The organism is Marinobacter sp. (assembly GCF_035268745.1).
Taxonomy (GTDB): domain Bacteria; phylum Pseudomonadota; class Gammaproteobacteria; order Pseudomonadales; family Oleiphilaceae; genus Marinobacter.
Window position 1 is genome coordinate 1 of record NZ_DATFKH010000063.1, and the last position, 4,630, is coordinate 4,630.

Consider the following 4,630-nt stretch of genomic DNA (forward strand, 5'->3'; position numbering starts at 1 on the left):
ATATAGCCGGTCAGCAGATCTCCGAACGTGGCGGCCTCTGCCGTTTTCTTTTCGGGGCGGGGGTCTATGCCGTTGTTTATATCGTTCAGGTATTGAGCGGCTAACTTGCGGGCCTTCTGAACGCTGGCGGCGGTGCCGGTATAGCGGCCAATCGTCACGCGCACGACTTCGCCATTGAATCGCATCTGGAAGAAAAAGGTTTTCACACCAGTGGGCATGATTCGCAAGCCCAGACCATTCACGCCAGAATCCCACACTAACCGGCGCTTGCCCTCGGTCGGTTTCAAGCCATCAATGGCGGTCATGCTGAAGGATACTTTCTCTACGTTCTTAGCCATGCTGATCCCCTGGTGCATCGCCGGTGCATCACTGGTGCATCGGTTCAGTTCAAAATCGTTCAAAGACACTAGGGATTATTCTGGTCTAACACGCTGAAAATTAAAAGCTCTTAGTGGTTAACCATTTTTGTTCAAAGTCAAAAGAATGGACTTAAAATCCGTTGACCGTTAGGTCGTGCCGGTTCAAGTCCGGCCCCGGGCACCATTTAATTCAGTGGTTTATACTTTTTTAGTCGAGTCTTTCAACTGTTCAATTTATTTCAGGTATCACTGCTGCATCCGGTCAGAAGCTTTTAACCGTTCGTATTGATTGCCCGGCGGTAGCGCCACCTCCCTTGTAATAGGCCTGGGGGGAGAGACTGACTCCGTTCTTTTTCTAGCTCCAGCTTCTGTTGTGATCAGTTGAATCCACACCACAAAGCGGACCTTTTGCCGGGCCGCGTTACCCCGATCTTACCCCGGGTCTATTGAGCCTCGAAATCGGAACCTCTTGGGTTTACTCTTAAGCCGAGGAAATGGGGTCAAAGAGCAGGGGAGAGTGAATATGTGCGGCCGGTACAACGTCACGGACTCACGGGAGATCCATGCCCTGATGAAGTCACTCGGACTTCCGGGCACCACTCCCACGCCCCAGCGGAACGTGCCCCCGGGTGGTACCGGAGAATTTGTGATCGAAGCGGCGGACGACCGCTACCTGCTGCCTGGCATCTGGTCGTTGTTGATCGAACCCCGCCCTGAGGGCCATGATTACCGGCCCAATCCGAAGTTTCATACTTTTAATGCCCGCAGTGACCGCCTGACCAGCAGTCCGCTCTGGAAGAAGGTCTATCCCTCGAAGCGCTGCATTGTGCCGGTCAGTGCGTTCCATGAGTGGCGGGGAAAACAGGTCTACAACATCCACCCGGAGAATGAGGCCACGGCATTGGCCGGATTGTGGCAATCTTGGCATTTCGGCGATGAGCAGGTAAATTCGTTCACCGTTATCACGCTCCCGCCGCATCCGAGGTTCAGTCACATTCACCCAAAAAGCATTCCCTTGATGTTGCGTCCCCAGGACTTTGATCTGTGGCTGGACCCGGGCTTTCACCAGGTAGAGGCGTTTCAGTCCCTGCTGAAGACGCATATCCCGGCACCGCTGGTGTGCCAGCCGGTCCGGAACACCCATCGATTAGAGCCTGTTGGCGAGGCCGAAGTGCTCGCTGCAGATTCCTGAAACACGCGACCCGGGGAGAGCCTTGTGCGAAGTCTGATCTGGTTTTTATGTGTTCTGTTCTTTGTGCCGCGCGCCATCGGGGAGACGATTCACTACACCATCGACGTGGATATCCGGCCTGGGGATCACCAGCTGGAGGCACGCGTCGGGCTGAAGCTGCCAGCCGCCACGCCCGGCACCCTGGTATTCAGACTGCACGCTGACCTTGAACCCGTGATAACGGGCGGGCACGGAGTACTCGAGCGTATCGAAGCCGCTGAAAGTGGCAGCTCTGGCGTACCGACACGAACCTACCGGCTTGAGCTCGATAAGGCCCGGCGAGAAATAGAGCTCTCGTATTCCGGGGCGATATATCATCCGATAAAAAACCTGGCGGACAACTACGCGCGAAGCTTCCGTGTTTCACCCGGTCTGATCGACTCTGATGGCATTTTCCTTGCCGGAGCCAGCTATTGGTACCCGGTTTTTCAGCTCGACCGGTTAATCAGTTTTGATCTGAATGTCAGCCTGCCCGGGGAATGGCGCTCCGTCAGCCAGGGGGGCAGGTCAGACCGGGATGGAAACATGCCTGAGCGCTGGAGCGAGCAGCACCCTCAGGATCAGATTTACCTTATCGCTGCCCCTTTTACCGAATACCGCAGCAGCGCTGGCGCGGTCGACACTCTGGTCTTCCTGCGCCAGCCCGACCAGGCGCTTGCCGACCAGTACCTCAAGGTCACCGCAAGTTACCTGCAAATGTACCAGGAGCTTATTGGTGACTACCCTTACCGCAAATTCGCACTGGTGGAGAATTTCTGGGAAACCGGATACGGCATGCCATCATTCACGCTGCTGGGTCCACGTGTCATTCGCCTGCCGTTTATTCCCTACACTTCCTACCCACACGAAATTGTGCACAACTGGTGGGGTAACGGGGTTTACGTCGATTACGCCACCGGTAACTGGTCTGAAGGCCTGACCAGCTATCTTGCCGACCATCTGCTGAAAGAAAACCGGGGTGAAGGGGCCGATCACCGGCGCTCTGCGCTGCAAAAATATGCGGACTATGTGGATGGCAATAATGATTTTCCGCTGACCGGTTTTCGGGGCCGTCATAATTCGGCGACCGAGGCGGTCGGCTACGGCAAAACCATGATGGTGTTCCATATGTTGCGTCGAATGCTCGGTGATGAGCAATTCGCCCGGGGGCTTCGTCTCCTGTATGAAAACTACCGGTTCAGGAGTGCTGGCTGGACGGATATTGCCAGCAGCTTTTCCCGGGTGGCCGGCCAGCCGCTTGAGAGCTTTTTCAGCCAGTGGACGACCCGTTCCGGCGGCCCGGATATACAACTCGGCGATGTCTCGGTTGACAGGATCGAGTCCGGCTACCGGGTCAGTGGCCTGATTCAGCAAACCCAGACTGACAAAGCCTACGTCCTCGACGTTCCCATAGCACTGCAGCTGGAAGGCCATGACCAGGCTGTCTGGCGCGAACTGAAGCTGACCGAGCGGCAATACCAATTTTCGATTGAGGTACCAGCGCGGCCTTTGCGGCTGTCGGTCGATCCGGCGTTTGATCTGTTTCGACGGCTCCACCGCCAGGAAATACCGCCGGCTGTCAGCCAGGCAATGGGCGCTAAAAAGGTTCTGGTGGTTCTGCCTGCTGCGGTATCGGAGCCCGGACTCGACGCCGCGTACCGACAGTTGGGGAAATCCTGGCAGGGTAGCCGGGACAGCGATGTCGAGTTGATTGGTGATGATCAACTCGAAACCTTACCCGACGACAGAACCGTATGGCTGCTGGGCTGGAATAACCGTTTCCGAGGGCTGATGAATCAGGCCCTGGATGCCTACGACTATTCAGTGACAGCCGATGGTGTAAAGGTTGCCGGCAGGTCGCTTGGTCAGCCCGGACATACGATTGTAGTGGTAGCACGGCACCCGGGTGATTCCGCACATGCCCTGGGGTGGTTGGCCACTGACAACACCAGGGCTCTCCCCGGGCTGGCCCGCAAGCTTCCGCATTACGGCAAGTACAGCTACCTCGGCTTTACCGGTGATGCACCGGACAATATGCTGAAGGGGCAGTGGCCTGTTATTTCGTCGCCATTGACTGCTGAACTCCCTGGTTCCAGGCCAGGGTCAACGCTTGTGCTTCCCCGGCGCAGGCCACTTGCCCGGTTGCCTGGCCTGCACTGAGGTGCCGGCTTTATTGCAGCGGCGGCTGTTTTATTCAGCAAGAGTGATGGTGTTCCTGGAGCGGGCCTTGCTGCTGTAGAGCGCCTCATCGGCCCGGAGCATTACTGCGTCAAAGGTCCTGTCGGACTGGCGGAACCGTGAAATACCAAGACTGACGGTGGCCCGAATGGTTTTATCGTCCAGCTCGAAACTCGCGGTTTCAATCGATTCCCGAATTCGTTCTGCAAAGGCACAGGCGTCCCTGGCCTCCAGTCCCGTCAGTATAATTGCGAACTCTTCACCGCCAAGTCTGTAAGCGTGGTCGTAAGGCCTTAGCTGGCTACTAACAAGCACTGCCGCCTTTTTTAGAACCTCATCACCCATAGCGTGGCCATGGCGATCATTAATACTTTTGAAATGATCGAAATCGTACATTACCAGAAAACAATTGGAACCGTAGCGCTTGAATTTGGCATAGCGGGCTTTCAAAACCCGGTTGAACTGTCTGCGGTTGAGCATCCCGGTCAGTGGGTCAGTTACAGACTCCACTTTTAACCTCTGCTCCAGCCGTTTTTGCTTGGTAACGTCGCGCACGACTCCAAGCAGCCGTTGATCCGGCTCCTGACTGACGATTTCCTCGATCCAGCGCAGATCTCCGTCAGGTCTGCGAATGCGATAAGTTATACGTTTGTCAGGAGATCGTATGATCGCCGACCGGAAAGCATTCAGAGCGTCTTTGTCTGCAGACACACAAAGATCTGCAATGACCTTGAACGATGGGGCAATGGTCTCGCTCACACCAAGGATCTGCGGAATCATTGCTGACCATATCATCCGCTTCTGACGCTGATCTGATTCCCACCACCCGAGCCCTCCGACATCCTGGGTTCTGGCCAGGCGCACGTTGGTCAACTCCAGTGTC

4 protein-coding genes are annotated in these 4,630 nt (G+C 55.9%); 2 read left to right on the forward strand and 2 right to left on the reverse strand.

Annotated elements, in window-relative coordinates:
• Positions 1–407, reverse strand: a 407-nt coding sequence (locus VJ956_RS05935) for an Arm DNA-binding domain-containing protein (protein WP_324082762.1), incomplete at its 3' end; no start/stop codon positions are given.
• A gap of 475 nt (positions 408–882) precedes the next feature.
• Here VJ956_RS05935 and VJ956_RS05940 point away from each other — a divergent pair.
• Together VJ956_RS05940 and VJ956_RS05945 are read left to right on the forward strand one after the other, a co-directional pair.
• On the forward strand, positions 883–1,551 hold the full coding sequence (locus VJ956_RS05940) for an SOS response-associated peptidase (RefSeq protein ID WP_324082764.1): 669 nt from the start codon (positions 883–885) through the stop codon (positions 1,549–1,551).
• A gap of 24 nt (positions 1,552–1,575) precedes the next feature.
• Positions 1,576–3,729 (forward strand): M1 family metallopeptidase, encoded by a 2,154-nt coding sequence (locus VJ956_RS05945; protein ID WP_324082767.1) that lies wholly within the window; start codon positions 1,576–1,578, stop codon positions 3,727–3,729.
• Between the two features lie 30 nt (positions 3,730–3,759).
• On the opposite strand, the gene VJ956_RS05950 is transcribed toward VJ956_RS05945, so the two are convergent.
• Positions 3,760–4,630 (reverse strand): sensor domain-containing diguanylate cyclase (locus VJ956_RS05950; protein ID WP_324082769.1); only part of this gene is annotated, 871 nt, incomplete at its 5' end.

Coding starts and splice junctions, on each gene's coding strand:
- VJ956_RS05940 (WP_324082764.1), top strand. CDS start 883: ATGTGCGGCCGGTACAACGTCACGGACTCACGGGAGATCCATGCCCTG.